This window comes from Pseudomonas sp. App30, assembly GCF_047947025.1.
In the GTDB taxonomy this organism is placed as follows: domain Bacteria; phylum Pseudomonadota; class Gammaproteobacteria; order Pseudomonadales; family Pseudomonadaceae; genus Aquipseudomonas.
Genome location: NZ_CP133165.1, coordinates 539375 through 562559, shown reverse-complemented (window position 1 = coordinate 562559; position 23185 = coordinate 539375). Strand labels below are relative to the sequence as shown.

At 66.2% G+C, this 23185-nt stretch carries 20 protein-coding genes; 13 read left to right on the top strand and 7 right to left on the bottom strand.

Annotated elements, in window-relative coordinates; genetic code table 11:
• Positions 1 to 134: 134 nt before the first annotated feature.
• From RAM80_RS02465 to tssE, 6 genes are read left to right on the top strand one after another with little or no spacing between them, the layout of a single operon-like run.
• Positions 135 to 3362, top strand: a complete 3228-nt coding sequence (locus tag RAM80_RS02465; protein ID WP_416424648.1) for an ImcF-related family protein — start codon at positions 135 to 137, stop codon at positions 3360 to 3362.
• Complete coding sequence (gene tssA, locus RAM80_RS02460; protein WP_416424647.1) at positions 3359 to 4930, top strand: type VI secretion system protein TssA; 1572 nt, start codon at positions 3359 to 3361, stop codon at positions 4928 to 4930. The genes RAM80_RS02465 and tssA overlap by 4 nt, the downstream gene beginning before the upstream one ends.
• Positions 4931 to 4952: 22 nt before the next feature.
• Positions 4953 to 6722, top strand: a complete 1770-nt coding sequence (gene tssF, locus RAM80_RS02455; RefSeq protein ID WP_416424646.1) for a type VI secretion system baseplate subunit TssF — start codon at positions 4953 to 4955, stop codon at positions 6720 to 6722.
• Positions 6686 to 7753 carry a type VI secretion system baseplate subunit TssG gene (gene tssG, locus RAM80_RS02450; RefSeq protein ID WP_416424645.1) on the top strand — a complete coding sequence of 356 codons (1068 nt, stop codon included), beginning with the start codon at positions 6686 to 6688 and terminating at the stop codon, positions 7751 to 7753. Before tssF ends, tssG begins: the two co-directional genes overlap by 37 nt.
• Complete coding sequence (tssJ, locus tag RAM80_RS02445) at positions 7734 to 8270, top strand: type VI secretion system lipoprotein TssJ (protein WP_416424644.1); 537 nt, start codon at positions 7734 to 7736, stop codon at positions 8268 to 8270. The genes tssG and tssJ overlap by 20 nt, the downstream gene beginning before the upstream one ends.
• 3 nt (positions 8271 to 8273) lie before the next feature.
• Entirely contained in the window at positions 8274 to 8708 is a 435-nt protein-coding gene (gene tssE, locus RAM80_RS02440) for a type VI secretion system baseplate subunit TssE (protein WP_416424643.1), read from the top strand.
• 693 nt (positions 8709 to 9401) lie between these two features.
• Here the strand turns inward: tssE and modC are convergent.
• Genes modC through modA form a run of 3 tightly spaced genes read right to left on the bottom strand, consistent with a single transcriptional unit; the run spans position 9402 to position 11929 of the window.
• Positions 9402 to 10490 carry a molybdenum ABC transporter ATP-binding protein gene (gene modC / locus RAM80_RS02435; RefSeq protein WP_416424642.1) on the bottom strand — a complete coding sequence of 363 codons (1089 nt, stop codon included), beginning with the start codon at positions 10488 to 10490 and terminating at the stop codon, positions 9402 to 9404.
• A 3-nt stretch (positions 10491 to 10493) separates the two neighbouring features.
• Positions 10494 to 11174 (bottom strand): molybdate ABC transporter permease subunit, encoded by a 681-nt coding sequence (modB, locus tag RAM80_RS02430; RefSeq protein WP_416424641.1) that lies wholly within the window; start codon positions 11172 to 11174, stop codon positions 10494 to 10496.
• Entirely contained in the window at positions 11174 to 11929 is a 756-nt protein-coding gene (gene modA / locus RAM80_RS02425; protein ID WP_416424640.1) for a molybdate ABC transporter substrate-binding protein, read from the bottom strand. The genes modB and modA overlap by 1 nt, the downstream gene beginning before the upstream one ends.
• A gap of 196 nt (positions 11930 to 12125) precedes the next feature.
• Between modA and RAM80_RS02420 the strand changes: the two genes are divergently transcribed.
• Positions 12126 to 12773: a TetR/AcrR family transcriptional regulator gene (locus tag RAM80_RS02420; protein WP_416424639.1), complete on the top strand. Its 648-nt coding sequence runs from the start codon at positions 12126 to 12128 to the stop codon at positions 12771 to 12773.
• A gap of 73 nt (positions 12774 to 12846) precedes the next feature.
• Complete coding sequence (locus tag RAM80_RS02415) at positions 12847 to 13830, top strand: MDR family oxidoreductase (protein ID WP_416424638.1); 984 nt, start codon at positions 12847 to 12849, stop codon at positions 13828 to 13830.
• Between the two features lie 3 nt (positions 13831 to 13833).
• On the opposite strand, the gene RAM80_RS02410 is transcribed toward RAM80_RS02415, so the two are convergent.
• From RAM80_RS02410 to RAM80_RS02400, 3 genes are all read right to left on the bottom strand, one after another.
• A complete protein-coding gene (locus RAM80_RS02410) occupies positions 13834 to 14049 on the bottom strand; it encodes a hypothetical protein (protein WP_416424637.1) in 216 nt (71 codons plus the stop codon).
• A gap of 84 nt (positions 14050 to 14133) precedes the next feature.
• Entirely contained in the window at positions 14134 to 14574 is a 441-nt protein-coding gene (locus RAM80_RS02405) for a CBS domain-containing protein (RefSeq protein ID WP_416424636.1), read from the bottom strand.
• A 150-nt stretch (positions 14575 to 14724) separates the two neighbouring features.
• Positions 14725 to 15870: a murein transglycosylase A gene (locus tag RAM80_RS02400; RefSeq protein ID WP_416424635.1), complete on the bottom strand. Its 1146-nt coding sequence runs from the start codon at positions 15868 to 15870 to the stop codon at positions 14725 to 14727.
• 123 nt (positions 15871 to 15993) lie between these two features.
• Between RAM80_RS02400 and RAM80_RS02395 the strand changes: the two genes are divergently transcribed.
• The 5 genes from RAM80_RS02395 (at position 15994) to RAM80_RS02375 (ending at position 22287) form a co-directional block, all read left to right on the top strand.
• Positions 15994 to 18357, top strand: coding sequence for a DNA polymerase II (locus RAM80_RS02395; RefSeq protein WP_416427402.1), 2364 nt, complete (start codon positions 15994 to 15996; stop codon positions 18355 to 18357).
• Between the two features lie 85 nt (positions 18358 to 18442).
• Positions 18443 to 19087, top strand: coding sequence for a ribonuclease T2 family protein (locus RAM80_RS02390; protein WP_416424634.1), 645 nt, complete (start codon positions 18443 to 18445; stop codon positions 19085 to 19087).
• A gap of 131 nt (positions 19088 to 19218) precedes the next feature.
• Positions 19219 to 20418, top strand: coding sequence for an alpha-xenorhabdolysin family binary toxin subunit A (locus RAM80_RS02385; RefSeq protein WP_416424633.1), 1200 nt, complete (start codon positions 19219 to 19221; stop codon positions 20416 to 20418).
• Positions 20415 to 21419 carry an alpha-xenorhabdolysin family binary toxin subunit B gene (locus tag RAM80_RS02380; protein WP_416424632.1) on the top strand — a complete coding sequence of 335 codons (1005 nt, stop codon included), beginning with the start codon at positions 20415 to 20417 and terminating at the stop codon, positions 21417 to 21419. Before RAM80_RS02385 ends, RAM80_RS02380 begins: the two co-directional genes overlap by 4 nt.
• 70 nt (positions 21420 to 21489) lie before the next feature.
• The gene (locus RAM80_RS02375) at positions 21490 to 22287 is read left to right on the top strand and encodes a hypothetical protein (RefSeq protein WP_416424631.1); all 798 of its coding nucleotides are present in this window, start codon (positions 21490 to 21492) and stop codon (positions 22285 to 22287) included.
• A gap of 2 nt (positions 22288 to 22289) precedes the next feature.
• On the opposite strand, the gene RAM80_RS02370 is transcribed toward RAM80_RS02375, so the two are convergent.
• Positions 22290 to 23177, bottom strand: coding sequence for a hypothetical protein (locus tag RAM80_RS02370; protein WP_416424630.1), 888 nt, complete (start codon positions 23175 to 23177; stop codon positions 22290 to 22292).
• Between the last annotated feature and the right edge of the window lie 8 nt (positions 23178 to 23185).

Here is a 23185-nt window from a genome sequence, read left to right as displayed (position 1 = left end):
CAACCAACGGCAGCAAAAGCAATCAAGCGCGGCGCTGCCCGCAATTCATTTTCAGTGGCAACAGCTCCGTCAAGACGGGGCTTTGGTGCACGGTGTTGATGCCTGCGCCGCCGCTGTTGACGTAAGGATACAGAATGCAGATTCGACGCGTTGTACAAGCAGGAGGCCTTGCTGGCGTGCTGTTGCTGGCAGGGGCACTGCTGTCCGTGATGCTGTGGTATTACCCGCAATGGCTGGGGCTGCGTGACGATGGTGACCGGCAGGCACAGGCGCTGAAGGTGGTGCCCGTGATCACCGGGTTGATCGTGTTGGTGCTCGGCGCGTTTACCTGGCTGGGGCGGCAAATTGGCCGCGCTGCCGATACGGGGAACGATTCCGCACAGCCCCGGCCTGTAGTGTCGCCTGAGCCGGGCGCGGAGGTTGTGCAGCGCGCGGCCATCCTGCGCAACCACCTGCGTGACCACTACGGCCTGTTCTGGCGCCGTAAAGTGCGGCTGTTGTGGGTGGTGGGAGAGGCTGAGCAGGTCGACGCGATTGCACCTGGGCTCACGGAACAGCGGTGGTTGGAGGGTGACGGCACGGTCTTGCTGTGGGGCGGCAGCGGCCAGGAAGCGCTGACCAACGATAGCCTTGAAACGCTCCAGCGCCTGTGCCGCTGGCGCCCCCTCGACGCCATCCTCTGGACCCTCACCACCCCCCAAAGCCACGACCCCAAAGCCATGGCCGCCGGCAGCCGCTACCTGCGCGACCTGTCCCAGGCCCTCGGCTGGCAGCTGCCCCTGTACCTTTGGGAAGTCTGCCCCCAAGCCTGGATCAAACCTTTCGAACCCGCCCAGCCGGTAGGCTGCCTGCTCGCCCCGGACGATGACCTGGGCGCCGCCCTGCAACAGTTGATCGAACCCCTGAACCAGCGGGGCATGGCCCATATCCAGGTGCACCGCACCCACTGTTTCCTCTTCTACCTCGGCCACCACCTGCACACCCACGGTGTCGCCCACTGGCCCCAGGCGCTGGCGCCGCTGCGGCCCGAATTTGCCCGCAGCACGCCGCTGCGCGGCCTGCACTTCAGCCTGGCCCGCACCGACGGGCCGGTGCCGGGTACCGAGCACCTGCTGCAGCTCGACGGCGCCTGGGCGGCGCTGCTGGCGGACCGCAAGACCCGTCCACGGCGGCGCGGCTGGCATGTGCGGCGCGTGCTGTACGTGGCCACGTTGGCCGCCACAGGCGTGCTGACGGCTGGTGTGTTGCTGTCCTTCGTGGCCAACCGCAACCAAGCGGTCCATCTGGCGCAGGTCGCCGAACAGCCGATCACCACTCTCACCACCCTCAGCAACCTGACCCGTGAGGTAGACCGCCTGGAGTACCGCCGCGTCCACGGCGAACCCTGGTACCTGGGCTTTGGCCTGAGCCACAGCCAGGCGCTGCTCGACCTGCTCTGGCCGCGTTACGTGCAGGCCACCCATGCGCTGCTGCGCGACAAGGCCGTGGCCAGCCTGGAGCAGACGCTGTGGACTCTGGTGGCGCAGCCCGCGGGCAGCAAGGCGCGCACGGAGATGGCCGGCGGCGCCTACGAGCCGCTCAAGGCCTACCTGATGCTCGCGCACCCTGAAAAAGCCGATCCGGCGTTCCTGGAAAAACTGCTGCTGGCGCGCGTGCCTGATCTGCCCGGCCAATGGTCGTTCTACCTCCAACAACTCCCCAGCCATCCCGAGTGGCGCATCGACGCCAACCCGCGCCTGATCGCCCAGGTGCGGCAGGTCCTGCTTGGCGAGCTGGGCCAGCACAACGCCGAAGCCAGCCTGTACCAGCAGGTGCTGGACCGCGCGGGCAACCATTTTCCGTCGATGGCGCTGGCGCAGATGCTTGGCGACACCCAGGCGTCGGCGCTGTTTGGCGCGACCCGCAGCGTGCCGGGCATCTTCACTCGCCAGGCGTGGGACGGGCAGATACGGGCTGCCATCGATGACATTGCCGAGGCGCGTAGGGCGAAAATCGATTGGGTGCTCAGTGACCAGGACTCGAACGTCGATAGCGAGCTGTCCCCTGAAACCCTCAAGGCCAGGCTCACCGCCCGCTACTTCAAGGACTTCGGCAGCGCCTGGCTGGCCTTCCTCAACAGCGTGCACTGGCGCCAGGCCAAAAACCTGGGCGAGGCGGTCGACCAGCTGGCGCTGATAAGCGACCCGCAGCAATCGCCGCTGCTGGCCCTGATCACCACCGTGGCCTACCAGGCCGGAACCGGCAGCAAAGCGCTGATCAACACGGCGCAGCAAACCATCGATACGCCCATGCCGCAGGGCCCGCTGGACGCCACCTTCGCCCCGTTGCTGCAACTGCTGGCCAAGGACAACGGCCCACTGAGCCTGCACAGCTACCTGACCCGCGTCACCCGCGTGCGCCTGCAACTCCAGCAGATCGACGACGCCAGCGACCCCCAGGCGATGACCCAGGCCTTGGCCCAGTCGGTGTTCCAGGGGCGCACCCTGGACCTTGGCGACAGCCGCGAGTACGGCAGCCTGATCGCCGCCAGCCTGGGCGGGCAATGGAGCGGCTTTGGCCAGAACCTGTTCGTCAAACCCCTGGCCCAGGCCTGGCAGCAGGTGCTGCAACCCTCCGCCGCAGCGCTGAACGCGCAGTGGCAGCGGGCGATCGTCGAGCACTGGGACGGCGCGTTCAGCGGCCGCTACCCGTTCGCCGCCACCGGCAGCGATGCCTCCTTGCCGATGCTGGGGCAGATGATCCGCGCCGGCACCGGGCGCATCGACCAGTTCCTGCAGCAGGAACTGGGCGGCGTGCTGCGTAAGGAGGGCAACCGCTGGGTCGTCGACCCGCGGCACAGCCAGGGCCTGCGGGTGAATCCGGCGTTCCTGGCGGCGGTCAACCGCCTGGGCCGCCTGGCGGACGTGCTGTACACCGACGGCGGCATGGGCCTGGGCTTCGAGCTGCAGGCCAAGGCGCTGCCCGAGCTGGTGCAGACCACCTTCATCCTCAACGGCGAACGCCTGCATTACTTCAACCAGAAGCCAAGCTGGAAACGCTTTCACTGGCCCGGCGCCAGCGACTACCCCGGCGCCAGCCTGAGCTGGACCAGCGTTGCCACCGGCGAACGGCTGTTCGGTGCCTACGACGGCGCCTGGGGCCTGATCCGCCTGCTGGAGCAGGCCCAGGTGACGGCGCTGGACGACAGCGACACGCGCTTTCGCCTGGTGCTGAAGGCCCCGGACGGCATCCCGCTGACCTGGCACCTGCGCACGGAGCTGGGCGCAGGGCCGCTGGCGCTGCTCACGCTGCGCGGCTTCAGTTTGCCGCCGCGAATTTTCCTGGCGGACAACGGCCAGGCATCCACTGGAGGTGTTGAATGAGTCTGCAAGGATTGCGTACCACTTGCCTGGGGGACCGCGATGCGCTGGCCCTGGGGCGCGAACAGGCCGGCCGTTGGCACGCCTGGCTACAGCCTGTCAGCCAGCAGTTGCCGACTGGCGACGACCCCAGTTACGACGATGATTTCCAGTGCCTGCGCGAGGAGGTCAACAAACTGTCCAGCGCCGACACCGAGCAGGTGATCTGCCTGGGGGAAAAGCTCTTGACCCATAGGTGCAAGGACCTGCGGGTGGCCACCTATTACCTGTGGGCGCGCCTGCAGCGCGACGGCGAAGCGGGGCTGGCCGATGGCCTGGCCTTGCTGGCGGCCATGGTGGCGCGCTTTGGCACGGCGCTGCTGCCGGCGCGGCCCACCAGCCGCAAGCTGGCCCTGGAGTGGCTGACGGCAGACAAGCTGCTGGGCAGCTTGTCCCTGTACCCCGAGGTAGTCAGGGCCGAGGCTGAGCGCACGGTGGCCGCGTTGGTGTGGCTTGAACATGGCCTGCAGGCTTGGCCGGAAGATGAGCGCCCGCAGTTGGGCGCGCTGTACGACGCGCTGTTGGCGCGCCTGGCGCGCTCCGGGGGTGTCGATGCCGTGGTGCCGCAGCACAGCGCCGGGGCCGGTGGGGGAGGAGGGTTGGCAGCGCCCGTGGCGATAAAGTCCGGCCGCGACCTGCTGGACAGCGCCCGCGCCCTGGCCACCTACCTGCGTGATCAACCCCAAGGCTGGCTGGCGGCGCACCGACTGATGAAAAGCGTGCGCTGGGACACCGTGCACCAGACTCCCCCCGAAGACACCCATGGCAATACGCGCCTGGCCGCCCCGCGTGGCGATTATCGCGTGCAACTCAAGCGCCTGTATGTGCAGCAGCGCTGGGACGAACTGCTGGAGCTGGTGGAGCGGGTGTACGCCGAAGCCGTCAACCACTTCTGGCTGGACCTGCAATGGTACCTGTGCCAGGCGCTGGCCAGGCAGCCGGCGCCCCGGGACGCCTGGGCGCAGATCGTCCAGCGTGACCTGGGCATGCTGCTCGAGCGCCTGCCGGGCCTGGAGCAACTGCGCTGGAGCGACGGCAGCGCGTTTGCCGATGAGACCACCTGCGAGTGGATCAGCCAGCAGGTCAGCGGCAACCGTCCGGCCCAGTGGCTGGCGGCGGCGCCCGTCGCGGAACAGGACGACATCCTGGCCCTGCAGGACGAAGCCTTGGCCCAGGCCGAAAGCCAGGGGGTAGAACTGGCCCTGGCGTGGCTGGCCGCGCGGCCAGAGGCGCACGGCGGGCGCGAGCGCTGGTTGCTGCGCCTGCTGATGGCGCGGGTAGCCGAGCAGTACGGCAAGCACGAACTGGCCGTGCACCTGTTGGGCGAACTGGAACAGGTCGCGCAGCGCCAGCTCCTGGTGCAATGGGAGCCGCAGTTGGTGTTCGAGACCAAGGCGCGGTTGCTCAAGCTGCTGCGCATGAAAGCCCAGCGCAGTGACGTCGACAAGCCCGCCCTGGCGCGACGCATGGAGGCCTTGCTGGCCTCGCTGGTGGCCATCGACCCCGTCCGCGCCGCGGTGCTGTGCGGTTGACCCTTTACACACGAGACGTGCCATGAGCCTGGACAACCTGACCCTGCATTACTTTGACGCCGAGATGCGCTACCTGCGCGAGGCGGGCAAGGAGTTCGCCGACGCGTTCCCGGACCGCGCCGCCCACCTGAATCTGGACAAGCCAGGCGCGCAGGACCCGTACGTGGAGCGCTTGTTCGAAGGCTTCGCGTTCCTGATGGGGCGCCTGCGCGAGAAGCTCGACGATGACCTGCCGGAACTGACCGAGGGGCTGGTCAGCCTGCTCTGGCCCCATTACCTGCGGACCATTCCTTCGCTCTCGATCGTGGAATTGGCGCCCGACCTGGGGCAGCTGAGCCGCAGCGAGCCACTCGCCACGGGCTTCGAAGTACTGTCGCAGCCCGTGGGGCCACAGCGCACGCGTTGTCGCTACACCACCACCCAGGCGCTGACCTTGCGGCCCTTGGCGCTGGAAGCCTTGCGGGTGGCCCAGGTCGCTGATGGTCGTTCGATGGTGTGCCTGCGGTTTGCCCGCGGGGCCATGGCCGCCTGGGCAGCCATGGACCTGGCGGAGCTGCCGTTGTACCTGAACGCCGATGCCGCACTGGCCACCGCCCTGCACCACGCCCTGACCCTCAATGCCCGGGACGTCTACCTGCGCTTGCCTGGCGAGCCGACGCGGCAGGCGGTGGCGATGACGTTCGCCGCCAAGGGCTTCGCCGAGGACGATCGCCTGTGGCCCAAAGGGGACAGCGCCTTCAGTGGCTACCAACTGCTGCTGGAGTATTTCACCTTCCGCGAGAAGTTCATGTTCGTCACCCTACGCGGCTTGCAGCACGTGCGCTTGCCCCCGGAGGCGCCGTGGTTCGAGCTGGAGGTGGAGCTCAAGCAGGCCTGGCCCCCGCATCTGGCGTTGAGCCGCGAACACCTGCGCTTGCACGCGGTCCCCGTGATCAACCTGTTCGAACTGGAGTCGGACCCATTGCTGGTGGACCCCTTGCAGACCGATTACCTGCTGCGTGCCAAGCGCTTGCAGGACGGCCATACCGAGATTTATTCGGTGGACGAGGTGAGCAGTACGGTGGACGGCGAGCGCCAGGCGTTCGTGCCCTTTAGCAGCTTTCGCCACAAGGGCGGCATGCTGCGCGAGCAGGCGCCGGAACGCTACTTCCACACGCGGTTGAAACGCGGTGCCAACGGCCTCCACGACACCTGGCTGGTGCTGGGCGGCGAAGACTTCGAGCAGGCGCGGCTAAGCCACAATGAAAGCCTGTCCCTGCGCCTGACCGGCACCCACGGCCAGCTGCCGCGCAAGGCCTTGCAGAGCACCTTGCTCGATACCGCCGTGCATGCTCCCCACGCGGGGTTCAAGGTGCGCAACCTGTGCGCGCCGACCTTGCCGTGCTATCCGCCCAACCGCGACCGCTTTCATTGGCGGGTGCTCAGCCACCTGGGTTCCAACTTCCTGCCGATGCTCGATAGCGCCGAGGTGCTGCGCGGCACCCTGGCGTTGTACGAATGGACCGGCAGCGAACTGAATCGGCGGCGTCTGGAAGCCATCGTCGAGGTGCGACACCGCTTGATCCAGCGGTTTGAAAAGGGCTTCCTGCGCCGCGGCGTGGACATCGAAGTGACCCTGGACAGCAACGGTTTTTGCGGTGAAGGCGATATCAGCCTGTTCGGCGAAATGCTCAACCGTTTCTTTGCGCTGTACGCCGATATCCATCTGTTCATCCAGCTGACGCTGGTCCTGCAACCTACCGGGGAGTGCCTGCGATGGAGCGAAAACCACAGCCAGCGGATCCCCGGTTGAACGTCGAGGCGCTGCTTGACGTCCTGCGCGAGCGGGTACCGGAAGCCAGCGTATACCGGTTTTGTCAGTGGCTGGAGCGCACGGCGCCTGGGCGGCCGCCGCTGGGCAGCACGGCGCGGCCTGGCGATGACGCGGTGCGTTTTCGCCCTGACCCCGGCATGGGGTTCCCGGCCGGCGAACTCAAGGCCATCGAGGCCGGCGGCCAACACCCGGCCACGGTACGCACCCGGGTGCTGGGGCTGTATGGCGTGGACTCGCCACTGCCCACGGCCTACCTGGATGACATCGCCCAGCGGCGCGAAGGGCATGAGGCGCTGGAAGGCTTCCTGGATATCTTCAACCATCGGATCTTCACCCAGTTCTACCGCATCTGGCGCAAGTATTCGTACCCTGCCACGTTCGAGCCGGGCGGCAGCGATGCCACCTCGCAATGCCTGCTGGGCCTGGTCGGGCTGGGCATTCCGGGCACGGCCCGGCACATCGCCACGCCGGTGTCGCGCTTCCTGGCGCTGCTGGGGGTGATGCGCCTGCCCACCCGCAACGCCGAAGGCATTCGCGCACTGGTGACGCTGCTGGCGCCGCGGACGCAGGTGTCGGTCACGCCGCATTGGCCCTTGAAAGTGGCGCTGGCAAGGCCTGGGCGGCTTGCTCGCAGCCAGCCGGTGAGCCTGGCCGACGGCACGCCACTGGGTGGCACCGGCCTTGATGGCAATAGCCAGCTGTTGCTGACCCTGTGCACGCCAGACCCGGAGGAGGCGCGCGGCTGGCTGCCCGGCGCGCCGCTGCACACCGACGTGCTGGTGCTGCTGCGGGTGTACTTGGGCTGGCGCTGTACCGCCCGGTTGTGCCTGACCCTCACGCCGCCGTTGTTGCCCCCGCCCTTGTTGGGCGGTGCTGGCGTGTTGCTCGGCATGACCTGCGTGCTGGGCAGCGTCAACCCAGCCCCCGTGACCATCAACCTGGGCCGCTACCACGGCCTGCACCCTAACCCGCACCACAGGACAACCGAGCATGTCGCGTACACTTTTTAACCGTTTGTTGTTGGCCAGCTGCTTCACGCTGCTGGGTGGATGTGGCCTGACCCAGGCGGTCAGCGACGGTACGGCGTCCACCGCCCGGGCGATCTTCCACAAACAGGTGAAGACCCTGCGCCTGGACCTCGACGCCCGCACCGCAATGAACCCCGAGGGGCGCGACATGCGTGCGCTGTCGGTGCCGACCCAGGTGCGCGTGTATCAGCTGCGCGATCGCATGGTGCTGGAAAAGGCCAGCTACGACGCGATCGCGGCCGACAGTGAGGCGCTGCTGCGTGACGATCTGCTGGATGAGCACGGGCTGGTGCTCAAGCCCGGCAGCGGTGCGCAGCTGAATGTGCCCTTGGCCAAGGAGACGCAGTTTGTCGCGCTGGTGGCGCTGTTCCGTGAGCCAGACGACCGCCTTCACACCTGGCGCCTCACGCTGCGCCGTGACCAGTTGCTGCCCGACCAGGCTCGCGTGGTCGAGCTGGGGGATAACCGCTTGAGATTGCGCGCGCTGGACAAGGAGTAGCCCATGGGCGATTCGGGCGCTTCGCTTTATGAACGATTGCTGCAGAACTTCGACGGTGAATTGGACCTGCACGCTGTCGCCGAGCAAGACCAGGCGACGCTGTCAGTGCTGGACAACCTGCAGCGCATCCTCAATAGCCGGGCGGGGGCACTCAGCCACTTGCCCGATTATGGCCTGCCGGACATGGGCCTTGTTCTTCAAGGCCTGCCTGCCACCGCCCACGGGCTAATCGCCAACATGGCCGCAACCCTGCTCAAGTACGAGCCACGCCTGGCGGCCATCGATATTCAACTGCTGCCACAAACCCTGCCTGGCCATCTCGAATACGGGCTGAGCGTGCAACTCAAGGGCGGCACGCATACCCGCTTCGGCCTGCACCTGGGGCCGGAGGGCAGGGTGCTGGTTCGTCATCTGAGGGGGCTGGATGGCCTCACGTAACGAAACCGCGACGTCCGGCCACGGCGCGGTACACCTTGGGGGATACGCGGCGCCATTGGACGCGGCCTGTGGCCGCTGCTACAGAAACCGCGTTGGCTGGGCAGGGTAGGAGCCGGCCTTGGCCGCGATGCACCCCCGTAGCAGCTGCCGAAGGCTGCGTCCGGCCACGGCGGGGTACACCTTTGGAGATACGCGGCGCCATTGGACGCGGCCTGCGGCCGCTGCTACAGAAACCGCGTTGGCTGGGCGGGGTAGGAGCCGGCCTTGGCCGCGATGCACCCCCGTAGCAGCTGCCGAAGGCTGCGTCCGGCCACGGCGCGGTACACCTTGGGGGATACGCGGCGCCATTGGACGCGGCCTGCGGCCGCTGCTACAGACACCGCGTTGGCTGGGCGGGGTAGGAGCCGGCCTTGGCCGCGATGCACCCCCGTAGCAGCTGCCGAAGGCTGCGTCCGGCCACGGCGCGGTACACCTTGGGGGATTCGCGGCGCCATTGGACGCGGCCTGCGGCCGCTGCTACAGACACCGCGTTGGTTGGGCAGGGTAGGAGCCGGCCTTGGCCGCGATGCAGACGATGCGATCGCCCCTGTAGCAGCTGCCGAAGGCTGCGTCCGGCCACGGCGCGGTACACCTTTGGAGATACGCAGCGCCATTGGACGCGGCCTGCGGCCGCTGCTACGGGGATGGCGCCACTCACGCCAACACCGCCACCGCCTTGATCTGCGCCCACACCGCGCTGCCCACGCCCAGCCCCAGCTGGTCCCACGAATAGCGTGTTACCCGCGCCAGCAACGGCGTGCCCGCCGCGTCCAGGCTCACCAGCACGTGGGCGCTGTTGTCCGCCACCCGCTGGCCGGTGACGGTCACCGGCAGGCGGTTGAGGATGCTGCTCTGGCCCTGGCCGTCCAGGCTCAGGCTGACGTCGCGGGCTTGCACTTTGAACCGCAGCGGGCTGCCCAGGGGCAGCGGGCCGTGGGCCACGCGGATGTGCAGGTCGGTGTTGGGCAGGGCCAGGCTGAGCAGTTGGTAGGCGGGGTCATGGGCCTGGACCTGGCCGTGGATGATGACGCCGGCGTCGTCGCCTAGGGCCAGCGGCAAATCCAGGCGCGCCAGGGTCTGGGCGATGGGGCCGCTGGCCAGCACCTGGCCGGCGTCCAGCAGCACCAGGTGGTCGGCCAGGCGCGCCACTTCGTCCTGGGCGTGGCTGACGTACACCACCGGGATGTCCAGTTCGTCGTGCAGGCGCTCCAGGTACGGCAGGATCTCGGCCTTGCGCTGGCTGTCCAGCGCCGCCAGCGGCTCGTCCATCAGCAGCAGGCCGGGGCTGGCCAGCAGGGCGCGGGCAATGCCCACGCGCTGGCGTTCGCCGCCGGACAGGTGGGTAGGCATGCGTGTCAGCAGGTGGCCGATGCCCAGCAGCTCGCAGGCCTGCTCCAACTCGACCTTGCGCTGGCTGGCGGCGATGCGTTTCCAGCCAAACTCCAGGTTGCGCCGCACGTTGAGGTGGGCGAACAGGCTGGCTTCCTGGAACACGTAGCCCAGGGGGCGCTGGTGCGGCGGCAGGAACAGGCCGCGCTGGCTGTCCTGCCAGACCTGGCCGTTGATTTCGATGTAGGCGTCGCCGGCGCGCTCAAGGCCGGCCAGGCAGCGCAGGCAGGTGGTCTTGCCCGAGCCGGACTGACCGAACAGCGCGGTGACGCCGCGGCCCGGCAGTTGCAGGTCGACGTCCAGGGTAAAAGCGGGGAAGCGCTGGCGGATGCGCGCTGTCAGGGTGGCGGCCACGGGTCAACTCCAGCGGGCTTTGGCGTGGCCGCGGGCGTACAAGGCCAGCAGCACCAGGAACGAAAAGACCAGCATGGCACCGGCCAGCCAGTGGGCCTGGGCGTACTCCATGGCTTCCACATGGTCGTAGATCTGCACCGAGACCACGCGGGTCTTGTCGGGGATGTTGCCGCCGATCATCAGCACCACGCCGAACTCACCCACGGTATGGGCAAAGCCCAGGATGCTGGCGGTGACGAAGCCGGGGCGGGCCAGCGGCACCACCACGCTGAAGAAGCAGTCCCAGGGGCTGGCGCGCAGGGTCGCGGCCACCTCCAGGGGGCGGTCGCCGATGGCGGTGAAGGCGTTTTGCAACGGCTGCACCACGAACGGCAGGGAATAGATGGCCGAGCCGATCACCAGGCCCGCGAAGCTGAAGGTCAGGGTGCCCAGGCCCAGGGCCTGGGTGGCATGGCCGATGAAACCGTTGGGCCCCATGGCCAGTAGCAGGTAGAAACCGATGACCGTGGGTGGCAGCACCAGCGGCAGCGCCACCACGGCCCCCACCGGCCCGCGCAGGCGCGAGCGGGTGCGGGCCAGCCACCAGGCGATCGGGGTGCCGATCACCAGCAGCAACAGGGTCGTCAGCGACGCCAGCTTGACCGTCAGCCAGATGGCCGACAGGTCACTTGCATCCAGTGGCATCAGAGCTCATAGCCGTAGGACTTGATGATGGCGGCGGCTTTCGGGCCTTTCAGGTACTGCACCAGGGCCTTGGCGGCGGCGCTGTCCTTGCCCTTGTTGAGGATGACCGCGTCCTGCTTGATCGGGTCATGCAGGTTGGCCGGCACGATCCACGCCGAGCCGCTGGTGACCTTGCCGTCCTTGTAGATCTGCGACAGCGCCACGAAGCCCAGCTCGGCGTTGCCGGTGGAGACGAACTGGTAGGCCTGGGTGATGTTCTGGCCTTCGACGATCTTGGCCTTGGTGGCCTCGGTGAGTTTGAGCTTGTCCAGCACCTGGGTGGCGGCCAGGCCGTAGGGCGCGGCTTTCGGGTTGGCGATGGACAGGTGCTGGTACTGATTGGCCTTGAGTACCTCGCCCTTGCCGTCGACGTAGCCGTCCTTGGCCGACCACAGCGCCAGGGTGCCCACGGCGTAGGTGAAGCGCGAGCCCTTGACGGTGTCGCCTTCGCTTTCAAGCTTGGCGGGGGTAGTGTCGTCGGCGGCCAGGAACACCTCGAACGGCGCGCCGTTCTTGATCTGGGTGTAGAACTGGCCGGTGGCACCGTAGGCCGCGACCAGCTTGTGGCCGGTGTCGGCCTCGAAGTCCTTGGCGATGGCCTGGATGGGCGCGGTAAAGTTGGCGGCCACGGCCACCTGCACTTCATCGGCGTGGGCGTTGAAGGCCAGGGCGGCGAACAGGCCGAGGAGGGCGAGGCGAGGGGGGCTGACGGACATGCTGAAACTCCTTTTTTGAATTTTTCGTTATGTTCGCGAATATATAGCGAAGCGCCATAAGTGCCTACCCCCTTGTGGGAGCTGGCTTGCCAGCGAGCTGTTGAGGCCCCGACAGCTCGCTGGCAAGCCAGCTCCCACACGGATGTTTGGCAAGCAGCGGTTGACAATCGAGACGGCCAGTCTAATATCGGTGTTCATGACTACGCCAACCCAAGCACCCGTCCCCCGCAGACCCGGCCGCCCCCCCAAGGTGCCTCGCGAGCATTACGACACCCGCGAGCTGCTGGTCCGTTGCGGTACTGAAATCCTCACCGAGCAAGGCTTCAGCGCCACCGGCATCGACATGATCCTCAAGCGTGTCGGGGTGCCCAAGGGCTCGTTCTATCACTACTTCGCCAGCAAGGATGCCTTCGGCCGGGCCTTGCTCGACAACTACGCGCAGTACTTCGCCGCCAAGCTCGACCGCTGGCTGCTGGATGAGTCGGTAGCGCCGCTGGAGCGCGTGCTGGCGTTTGCCGAGGACGCGCAGAAGGGCATGGCCAAGCACGAATACCGCCGTGGTTGCCTGGTAGGCAACTTGGGCCAGGAAATCTCGGTGTTGCCCGAAGGCTACCGCGAGGCCATCGACGCGGTGTTCCGGGACTGGCAGCAGCGCCTGAGCACTTGCCTCAAGGCCGCCCAGGCCGCCGGCGACCTGCCCAAGGAAGCCGACTGCGACGAGCTGGCGGCGTTTTTCTGGACCGGTTGGGAAGGCGCGGTGTTGCGCGCCCGGCTGGTACGCAGCGCGCAGCCCATGCGCGTGTTCGTCAGCGGCTTCCTGCGCTCGGCGTTTTTCCAGATCTGAGGTTGATCAAGCCGGCGCTGCCGGCTTTTTCAGCGCCATTAAAAGACAATCGGTCTATATAAGGGAGAGCTCCATGTTCAACGCTATCGTGATCGAGAAGGATGAGCAGGGCCAGCGCGCCGCCGTGCAAGCGCTGGATGAGGCGCAGCTGCCTGCGGGCAACGTCACCGTCGCGGTGGCCTACAGCACCCTCAACTACAAGGACGGCCTGGCCATTACCGGCCAGGGCCCGGTGGTGCGCAGTTTTCCCATGGTGCCGGGCATCGACCTGGTGGGCACCGTGCAAAGTAGCCAGCACGCCGATTTCAAGCCGGGTGACGCGGTGCTGCTTAACGGTTGGGGCGTGGGCGAGGGGCATTGGGGCGGCCTGGCGCAGCAGGCGCGGCTGGACGGCGACTGGCTGATTCCGTTGCCCAAGGCCTTCACGCCGGCCGAAGCCATGGCCATCGGCACCGCCGGCTACACGGCGATGCTGTGCGTGATGGCCCTGGAGCGCCATGGCGTGACGCCAGACCAGGGTGAGGTGCTGGTGACCGGCGCCAACGGCGGGGTCGGCAGCTTCGCCATCGCCCTGCTGGCCAAGCTCGGCTACCGGGTGGTGGCGTCCACCGGCCGCGCCAGCGAGCACGACTACCTCAAGCGCCTGGGTGCCAGCGAGGTGATCGACCGCGCCAGCCTCTCGGCGCCGGGCAAACCGCTGGCGAAGGAACGTTGGGCGGGGGCGGTGGACTCAGTGGGCAGCCACACCCTGGCCAACGTCTGCGCCAGCACCCGCTACCACGGCGCGGTGGCGGCCTGCGGCCTGGCCCAGGGCATGGATTTCCCAGGCTCGGTGGCGCCGTTCATCCTGCGAGGGGTGGCCTTGCTGGGTATAGACAGCGTCAAGCGGCCCAAGGCCGACCGTGTCGAGGCCTGGGACCGCCTGGCCCGCGACCTGGATCGCGCGCTGTTGCCGCTGATCAGCCGTGAAATTGGCTTGGGTGAAGCGGTGGAAGTGGCCAATCAATTGATGGCCGGCACCGTGCGCGGGCGCGTGGTGGTGGACGTCAACCGCTGACGGTCAGCGCTTGCCCATCGAACGGCGAGTACCGTTGGGCGCGCGGCCGGGGGTCTTGTCGTGGTTGGACTTGCCGGCGCCGGGGTAGGTGGCGGCTTTTTTCGCCGCGGCGAAGGCGCCGGGCTTGAACGGGAAGCTGAACGCCGGCACGGCGGCCTGGCTGTCGCTGCCGGTGTCTTCGGGCAGGGCTTGGGCAGGGGCTTGTTGGTCGACAGACATGCGGGAACTCCGGGGCGTGCAGGGTAGTGTCCGGGGCCGTCCCCGGGAGCCGCGCAGTATACCTGCGCGGCTGCGCGGGCGCGCCTACTCGCCGCGAATATATTGCTCCAGCTGGCGGATCAGGTCGGCCTGCTCGGCAATGGCTTCCTTGACCAGGTCACCGATGGACAGCAGCCCCACCAACTGGCCATCCACCACCACCGGCAGGTGGCGCAGGTGGCCGTCGGTCATCATGTTCATGCAGGCGTCGATGTTCTGGTGGGTGTCCACGGTCACCACCTTGGCGCTCATGATGTCGCGCACCGGCGTGCCGACTGACGACCGCCCCGCAAGCACCACCTTGCGGGCGTAGTCGCGTTCACTGACGATGCCCACCACGGCGCCATCCTTGACCACCGGCAGGGCGCCGACGTTTTTCTCAGCCATCAGGCGCAGGGCCTCGACCACCATCTGGTCGGGGCCGATGGTGTGCACCTGCTGATTCTGCTGGGCCTTGAGCTTGAGTAATTCGGCAACGGTCTTCATCACAGCCTCTGCGGTTCTGGTTATACGCACAGCGTAGCAGCAACTGACTTTTGGGAGCTGGCTTGCCAGCGAGCTTTTATGGCCCCAACAGCTCGCTGGCAAGCCAGCTCCCACAGGATGCAGCAGCCGAAGGCTGCGTTCGGGCGCGCGTTACTGCACCTTTGGCGGCTGTGCGCCCTTGGGCCACAGCAGCCAGATCTGCCCCTGCTGCTTCATGTTGCCCGCCAGTTCGCCGGCCTTGTCGCCAGTGCCCCAGAACAGGTCCGCGCGCACTTCGCCGGCGATGGCGCCGCCGGTGTCCTGGGCGGCCACCGGGCGCACGATGGTCTTGCCGTCGGGGCTGGTGGTGTTCAGCCACAGCAGGCTGCCCAGCGGGATGACCTTGCGGTCGATGGCCACGCTGTAGCCGGCGGTCAGCGGCACGTTCAGCGAGCCGCGCGGGCCCTCGTTGCTGTCCGGGCGGGTGGAGAAGAACACGTAGCTGGGGTTGCTGGCCAGCAGCTCCGGCACCCGTGCCGGGTTGGCGGTGGCCCAGTCGCGGATCTTGCCCATGCTGACTTCCTCCTTCTTCAGCAGGCCCTGTTCCACCAGCCAACGGCCTACCGGCTTATAGGGCCAGCCGTTCTGGTCGGCATAACCGATGCGCAGCTGGCGGCCGCTGTCCAGCTGGATGCGCCCCGAGCCCTGGATCTGCAGGAATTGCAGGTCCATGGGGTTGGTCAGCCAGGCCAGGGTGGGCGCGTTGACTGGTTTCTGGTTAATGGCGGAAGCGTCGTCATAGGGGCGCAGCACATGGCCGTCCAGGCGCCCGCGCAGGCGCTTGCCCTTGAGTTCGGGGTAGACGCTGTCCAGCGCTACCACGATGAGGTCGTCGGGCACGCCCAGCACCGGCACGGTGTGCTGGTCGTCGCGGGCCAGGCTGCCAGGGTACACCGGCTCGTAGTAGCCGGTGATCAGGCCGCGGTCCTGGTCCTGGCCCGAGCGCAGGCTGTACACCTGCAATTGGTTTTGCAGGAAGGCGCGCACGGCGGCCGGTTGCGCCGGTACCTGGGCGGCCGCCGCGCAGGTGGCGCCCCAGGTGGCGTCCTTGGCCAGGCGCTGGCAGGCCGAGTTCCAGGCGGTATAGCCGGCCATCAGGTCGGCGTCGCTGACCGCCGGCAGGGCGCTCCAGTCAACACTGATGTAGGTGGTGGGTGGCGGTGGCTTGGGTTTGCCGAAGTCGCAGCCGGCCAGCAGCGCCAGCACACCGGTGGCGGCCAGCAGCAGGCGTGGCCATTTGATCGCTGAAGTCTTCACTCAGGGGGTGTCCGCAATACGAGTGGAAAGGGGCGTAGCTTGGGCAAAGGCGGGCGCGGCGTCAAATCGTCGGGCAAGCAGGTATAATGGATGTTTATCCAGCGGTTCGACGAGGTCAGTGCAGTGGATGTCCAGCAAGGTTTTATCCTGACCCGCCATTGGCGCGACACGCCGGCGGGAACGGAGGTCGAGTTCTGGCTCGCCACCGACGCTGGGCCCCGCCAGGTGCGCCTGCCCGTGCAGCCGGCGGTGGCCTTCGTGCCGGCCGAGCAGGCCGCGCAGGCCCAGGCCCTGGTGGCGCCGCAGGCGGGTGCCGAGCTTCGGCCGCTGGCGCTGCAGGACTTCCACCACCGGCCGGTGCAGGGCCTGTACTGCCAGCAGTACCGGCACCTGCTGGACCTGGAAAAGAGCCTGCGGCGCAACGGCATCGACGTCTACGAGGCCGACATTCGCCCGCCCGAGCGCTACCTGATGGAGCGCTTTATCAATGCCCCGGCCAGCATCGCCGGGCGCGACGACGGCAGCGGCCTGCTGCTGGACGCCCAGCTCAAGCCGGCGCCGGGCTACCGCCCCAACCTCAAGCTGCTGTCGCTGGACATCGAGACCACCGAGCACGGCGAGCTGTATTGCATCGGCCTGCAGGGCTGCGGCCAGCGCCAGGTGTACATGCTGGGCCCGGCCAACGGCGACGCGAGCGGGCTGGACTTCGACCTGCAGTACTGCCCGTCGCGGGTCGAGCTGCTGGAATGCCTGAACCAGTGGATGGCCGAGCATGACCCCGACGCCATCATCGGCTGGAACGTGGTGCAGTTCGACCTGCGCGTGCTGCACGAACAGGCCCGGCGCCACGGCGTGCAACTGCGCCTGGGGCGCAATGGCGGCGAGCTGCTGTGGCGCGAACACGGCAGCGGCAACGGGCACTACTTCGCCAGCGCCGCCGGGCGGCTGATCATCGACGGCATCGAGGCGCTGCGCCAGGCCACCTGGAGCTTCCCCTCGTTCAGCCTGGAAAACGTCGCCCAGACGCTGCTGGGCGAGGGCAAGGATATTTCCACGCCGTACCAGCGCATGGACGAGATCAACCGCCTGTTCGCCGAGGACAAGCCGGCCCTGGCGCGCTACAACCTCAAGGACTGCGAGCTGGTGCTGGGCATCTTCGACAAGACCCGCATCATGGACTTCCTGCTCGAGCGCGCGACCGTCACCGGCCTGCCCGCCGACCAGAGCGGCGGCTCGGTGGCGGCGTTCACCCACCTGTACCTGCCGCTGATGCACCGCCAGGGCTTCGTCGCCCCCAACCTGGGCGAACGCCCGCCCCAGGCCAGCCCCGGCGGCTTCGTCATGGACTCGCGGCCGGGCCTGTACGAATCGGTGCTGGTGCTGGACTACAAGAGCCTGTACCCGTCGATCATCCGCAGCTTCCTGATCGACCCCATCGGCCTGGTCGAAGGCCTGCGCCTGCCTGACGATGCGCACTCGGTGCCCGGCTTCCTCGGCGCGCGCTTCTCGCGCACGCGCCATTGTCTGCCGTCCATCGTGCGCACCGTGTGGCAGGGCCGTGAGGCGGCGAAAGCCCAGGGCAACCAGCCGCTGTCCCAGGCGCTGAAGATCATCATGAACGCCTTCTACGGCGTGCTCGGCTCCAGCGGCTGCCGCTTCTTCGACCCGCGCCTGGCGTCTTCAATCACGCTGCGCGGCCACCAGATCATGCAGCGCACCCGCCAGCTGGTCGAAGCCCAGGGCTATGAAGTGATCTATGGCGACACCGACTCCACCTTCGTCTGGCTCAAGCGCGCCCACGGCCAGCAAGAGGCCGCCGACATTGGCCAGGCGCTGGTGGCCCACGTCAACGCGTACTGGCGTAGCCACCTGCAGGCCGAGTACGGCCTGGAAAGCGCCCTGGAACTGCAGTTCGAAACCCATTACAGCCGCTTCCTGATGCCCACCATTCGCGGCGCCGAGGAGGGCAGCAAGAAACGCTACGCCGGCCTGGTGCGGCGTGCCGACGGCAGCGACGAGATGATCTACAAGGGCCTGGAGGCCGTGCGCACCGACTGGTCGCCGCTGGCCCGGGCGTTCCAGCAGGAACTGTACGAGCGCATCTTTCATCACCGGCCCTACCAGGCCTACCTGCGCGACCTGGTGCAGCGCACCCTGGCCGGCGAGCTGGATGCCCAACTGGTGTACCGCAAGCGCCTGCGCCGGCCGCTGGACGACTATGAACGCAACGTGCCGCCCCACGTGCGCGCCGCGCGCCTGGCCGACGAGTACAACGCCCGCCACGGCCGGCCCCTGCAATACCAGCGTGGCGGCTGGATCAGCTACGTCATCACCCTGGCGGGGCCGCAGCCGCTGGAAGCCATCGACGCGGCCATCGACTACGACCATTACATCAGCCGCCAGCTGCAGCCGGTGGCGGACGGCATCCTGCCGTTCGTGAACGACGATTTCGCCACCCTGGTTGGTGGGCAGATGGGGTTGTTCTAACGTTGCCTCGCGGTACACGTTCCTAATTATCTACCACCGCCATATACCCTAACCTTGATCGCGCACCCCGACGGAGAACCATCCCATGACCAGGATCGCCGCACTAGCCTTGATACTGCTCTGCAGCCTGGGCACCGCACAGGCCCGCCAGAACGCCCAGCCAAGGGGCGAGGCAGGCGTGTTCGATTACTACCTGCTCAGCCTGTCCTGGTCACCGACCTTCTGCCTCACCCACGGCAGCAACCCCCAGTGCAGCGGCAAGGGCTACGGCTTCGTCCTCCATGGCCTGTGGCCGCAGTACCAGGCTGGTGGCTGGCCACAGCGCTGTGCGCCAGTCACGCCCTTGACGACGGCGCAGCGCGATCAAGGCGCCACCTTGTTCCCCAGCCGCCAACTGCTGGCTCATGAATGGGAGCGCCATGGTACCTGCAGCGGGCTGGACGCCTCGGCCTACCTGGCAACGGCCGACAAGGCCCTGGGCCGGGTCAAGGTACCGGCCGCGTTGCAACCCTCCGAAAGTGCCCAGACCTTCGCGCCGCGGCAGATCGTCGAGCTGTTCCGCCAGGCCAACCCGGGCCTGCCGGCCGACGGCGTGGTGGTGCGGTGCAGCGGCGCGCAGTTGGCCGAGGTGAAAGTCTGCCTGGGCAAGGACCTTGGCTTCGTTGCCTGTGGGCGTGGCGTAAAGATGCAATGCGCGCAGGATGAGGTCACTGTGCCGGGAATTCGCTGAGCCGGTGCATCGGGCCAGCACTGGGCTGTTTCGCCGGCTGCACAGGTTCCCGGTTATCGCACTTCACCTGAACCCGTAAGGTAGGTTTGTCGCTGCAGTGACATAACCTGGATACGGAGTGAGGTGAACCTATGGAATGGGTCAAACAACAAACTGATGAGTTGGCCGGGGCCGCGCAACAGTTGCCGGCAAAGCTTCTGGGGCTTGCTGCGACGGCGCAGCCAGGCGGCCGCGATACTGGGTTGCTGGTAACCCGTGGGGACATATTCAAGATCAAGCGCTATGAGCGCCTGGGCTTGAGCCTGCCGACCACGACGGCGCAGGTCGAAGCGGCGCTGGGGTATGGGACAAGTTACGTGGGCGGCTTCGAGCCGGCCGACTTCGTGATCCTGTACAGCGTCATCCATGAGCATGCCGTCGGTTGGTCCGGTATTGAGCAACAGGTAAAGCTGGTCAACACTAAGCTGGGCAGCTTTGCATCGGACTTCCTCACCAGCGGGGAACGGTTGGTCAGATACGTGGACACCATGGATTGGCTGGACCCGTTCGAAGCAAGCATCCGCGATTTGAAACCGGAGGATATCGCGGGCTTGCTGCCCGAGTTGCTGTCCGAAGGGGATTTGAAGAAGAAGAATAACTTGCAGGTTATTTTGCAGCGGATGCGCCGCTCTATCACTGAACAGAAAAACGCGGTGGAGGACGTGCGGGCAAAAATAAGTGTTTTTGCCGATGTGTTGAGCCAGCAATTGCTACCCAGGGTCAACCGCAAGATCCACCTGGGGCGCCGGCACCGGCTGACCGACAGTATCGCCACGCTCGATGAGGAAATCGTGCGCCTGGCGGATGAAATAAAGGTGAAGCGGGAAGAATACGATCAATTGGTCAAGAGTATTTTAATCGGGCTGGTGTTCGGCCTGGTCGGCGGTTTGATCATGGTCAATATCTTCGGCGAAGACGCCGAAAGAGTTCGCCAGGAGCGCAACAGTCTGATTGAAGAGCGTGACCGGAAAATCCAGGAAAGTAAAAGCAAAGCGCCGCTCATCGAGGCTGTGAGCAGTCTGGTCGGCTACCTCGAACACATTGAAATTACCATGACCGATGCGTTGGCGGGCGCGCAGAATTTGCGCAGCGTGTGGGATGTATTGCACGCCTGGGTTGATAATTCCGAAAATAAACTGAAAGCCATCAAGGATCAGTCATCCATGGCAGAGTTTGCCCTGGAGTTTGAGTTGGTGCTGGAACCATGGAAACAGATCAAAGAACAATCCAATACGTTAGCCGCTACCTTTAACCGCGCCATCAATGACTGGAATAGTGGGGTGAAAGTATGAGTATCTCTTTAATTAGGGGCATTGAAACAGTACCTGCTATCGATGCTGCGAAAATCAAGGGGTTGTTCAAGTCTATCCGTGAAGCGTCGGGCTCGCTTGATCTGGCGTTTGACTTGAACGTGCACGAAAACGTGGAGGCATTGTTCATTACGTCGCTGTCGGCTAGCGATGAAATCCGCTCGGGGCTGGTGCGGTTGCGTGCCCTGTTGATGGCCAATAACCTTAAAGCCACGCTGCAGGCCAGGTTGGAGAAGGCCGAGGCCCGCGACACCCTGGATAAGCGCGAAAACGCGGTGACCCTCGTCTGGCAATACATTGGGCGGGAGGTCAATGAGCTGCGCGGTTCGATGGAACAAGTGGCCGACTCGCTCACCCAGGCGGCGCTGAACATGGAGCAGATAAACCTGAGCGCGCGGCCCGAAAAGTTGCTTGCCCGGCTGAAAATGGATACGCAGCAACGCAGGGTCGAATTGGTAAAGACGACTGAGCGTCATGGGCAGTTGCTTGAGGATCGGCAACTGCTGGATGACACGATCGCAGCGCTGGACAAGCTGGACTGGAAGGACCTGAGCGAGTTGCTGCCCACTGCCGAGGAAGTGGAAATGCTGAAGGCCGACCCGACCAAGACGGCGTTGATTCAAGTGGGCCTTGACCGCGTGAAAAAACTGATAGGGAACGTGGCGGGCGCCATCACCTTCCGAGACGCCATCCGCCTTCGCGATGAGCTTCGCGCAGAGCAGGAGCGCGCCCGCGAAGGCCTTCGACTGTCGAACGCGACACTGCTCGAATACACGCATCGCGAAGAGGCCCTGGGTACGGTGTTGGCGTTGCACGACCAGAAACAGTCGTTACAGCAGGAACTGCTACGTGTGGCCCCGGTACTGGGGCATTACGACCTGACCCTGATGATGAAGCATGAGGCACGTGATTTTGCCGGGCTGCTCAAGCAGGTAGACGAATGTGCGACGTTCGTTGATGGCGCCTATATGCAGGTGCGCTGACGGTACTGTGCGCGGTGGCCGAGTGCGTGTTCGAGGCCATCGCGCAATCCATGGCAAGACAGGAGTCACTATGCATACCAATCCAGTGGTCGGCTTTTTTACTCTCGAGGATGTCCGCGCCTTGTGTGCATTTGCACGCTTGGTCGAGGAGCTGCCAAGTAACAACGTTCAACTGAATGAAGTAGTCGACGGCAACGAACACTTGACCAGGTGGCTGTGGCGTACACCGCGCCTCATCAACTGCGCCGATATCACCGGCGCGGGCAAGGCCTGGCCGCCCTTGCGCGCCGAGCTGAAGTTGCTGGTCAGCAAGATCGAACTGATTGGCGACCAGTTGGAGCCGTTGGGAACGGACTTGCTGGAAACCCTGGAGCGGGCGTTGGCGCTCGAGGAAGACGACGACAGCGCGTTGACGGCTATTGAGCGGCCGGCGTGTGGGAGTGCTCTGCAGCGCCTGGCGTTGTTCACGGCCCACGCCAATCGCGGCGTCGTGTTGGCCAACGGCGTTCGCGACCAGGCCCATCGGTTCACCCACGACCTGCGCACCCAGGCGTTGCCGTCGTTGCGCAAATTGTTGGTCGCGACGAACCTTGACTGTGACGAGTCGTGGTTTCCAGGCAAGACCTTCGAAGAGTTTCGAGCGTTGTTGTGGCGGTTCCAGCAGGACGATACCGTCGACGTTGGCGCCAGCGCCTTGTTGGATGTGTGCGCACTACTGCATGACTATATCCAGGCCGCCGCCGAACGACTGGCTGCGATTCAGGATAAGGTCAAGCTACTGGAGTCGATTCTGTGTCTTGAGGAGGTGCTGAACCTGTGGCGCGAAGTGCGCCGGCAAGCCCGCCAGACGCTTGAGGTGCTAGCGTAGGGCTATGGCACCAGCACCCGTCGCGCCTGTTCCGCCCCGAATACGCAACTTACGTCATGCCCGCAGCCAGGCACTATCACCAACGGTGCCTGCTGGCTGCGGGCATAGGCCTGGGCGCGCTCCAGGCGGTACTGGCCCTGGGCCTGGGCGGCGCAGGAGCGGTCCAGCACTGAATAGGCGGTGCCTTTGCCGGTGCCGGTGTCCAGGCCGCCGGCCAGGTAATGCACCTCGGCCGCCGCGTATCGCCGTTGCGCGCTGGCAGCATCCCCGGGCAGCCAGGCGGGCAACGAGTCAGTGCCATACTTCCACTGGTTCATCGTCGGGCAGTCCTTGGTCGGGGAAGGGCGTTCGGTGCTGAAGTAAAGCCAACTGCCTGGGTCCGCCACTACGAAGCGCAGGCCCGGCTGCGGCGCGGCGAAGCCGATGTAATGCTGCACCAGCTGCGCCCCTGCGGAAAAACCTGCCACCGTAATGGACTGCACCTGCGGCCACTGCCTGCGCACCTGCGCGATCAGCGCGTCCATGGCCTTGAACGAGGTGACCTGCGGTGCGTTCAGCGCCGGCTCGCCCTGGGCCCAGCCACCGCAGCTCCACACCAGGTCGCCAGGCTGGGGCTCCGGCTCCTCGCCCCGGCATTTGCCTGAACGTGCCGCAAACAGCGGTGCAATCACCAGCCCATCCGGGCTCGCTACGGTGCCGGCGTCGAACGTAGCCTTGGCATCATGATGAAAGCCATGCACTACGATCAGCGCCGAGCGCGCCTGGCGGTTGGCCGCCTGCGAGGCGTAGTAATGCAGCTGGCCCTGGCCGGGCACGGGCGTCACCGCCAGCCACTGGCTGGCGTGGGCGAAGGCGGGCAGGGCGAACAGCAGGGCGAGCCAGTGGCGCATGGCGGTGT